Origin of the sequence: Caballeronia pedi (assembly GCF_001544915.2) — a bacterium.
Lineage (GTDB): Bacteria > Pseudomonadota > Gammaproteobacteria > Burkholderiales > Burkholderiaceae > Caballeronia > Caballeronia pedi.
Genome location: NZ_FCOE02000116.1, coordinates 1 through 1145, shown reverse-complemented (window position 1 = coordinate 1145; position 1145 = coordinate 1). Strand labels below are relative to the sequence as shown.

Genomic DNA, 1145 nt, shown 5'->3' with positions numbered 1-1145 from the left:
CAAGGCTTCTTGTTGTCGAACTTCCAGTTCGGAATCAGATATTGCATCGCGACGCCGTCATCGCGCGCGCCGAGGCCGTGTTGCTGATACAGCGCGTGCGCCTTCTCCACTTCGTCCATATCCAGCTCGACGCCCAGACCCGGCACTTCCGGCACCTTCACCTTGCCGCCGACGATCTGCAGCGGATCGCGCGTCAGGCGCTGGCCGTCCTGCCAGATCCAGTGCGTGTCGATCGCCGTGATCTTCCCCGGCGCGGCGGCGGCGACGTGCGTGAACATCGCGAGCGACACGTCGAAGTGATTGTTCGAATGCGAGCCCCACGTGAGGCCCCAGTCGTTGCACATCTGCGCGACGCGCACCGAGCCTTGCATCGTCCAGAAGTGCGGATCGGCGAGCGGGATGTCGACCGATTGCAACTGGATCGCGTGGCCCATCTGACGCCAGTCGGTCGCGATCATGTTGGTGGCCGTCGGCAGGCCGGTCGCGCGGCGGAATTCGGCCATCACTTCGCGGCCCGAATAGCCGTTTTCCGCGCCGCACGGATCTTCCGCGTAGGCGAGCACGTCGTGCTTGTCGCGGCACAGGCGGATCGCTTCGGCGAGCGACCACGCGCCGTTCGGATCGAGCGTCACGCGTGCGTTCGGAAAACGCTCGGCGAGCGCCGTCACCGCTTCGATTTCGGCATCGCCGGACAGCACGCCGCCCTTGAGCTTGAAGTCGTTGAAGCCGTAGCGCGCCTGCGCCGCTTCGGCCAGACGCACGACCGCGTCAGGCGTCAGTGCGACTTCAGTACGCACGCGTTCCCAATCGTCCTTGCCGTGCGCGCCGGATGCGTATTGCAGATCCGTCTTGTTGCGATCGCCGACGTAGAACAGATAGCCGAGCATTTCGACTTGATCGCGCTGCTGCCCTTCGCCGAGCAGCGCCGCGACCGGCACGCCCAGGTGCTTGCCGAGCAGGTCGAGCAAGGCGGCTTCGAGCGCGGTGACAGCGTGAATCGTCGTGCGCAGATCGAAGGTCTGCAGGCCGCGTCCGCCCGCGTCGCGATCGGCGAACGCCGTGCGCACCTTGTTGAGCACCGCCTGCATGTTGCCGATCGACTGGCCGACGACGAGCGAACGCGCATCGTCGATGGTCTTGCGAAT

Annotated in this window: 1 protein-coding gene; it reads right to left on the bottom strand. The window is 65.6% G+C overall.

Features of this window, described 5'->3' with window-relative positions; genetic code table 11:
• On the bottom strand, nucleotides 1-1145 hold a 1145-nt coding region (locus AWB80_RS42755), incomplete at both ends, for an enolase C-terminal domain-like protein (RefSeq protein WP_061180607.1).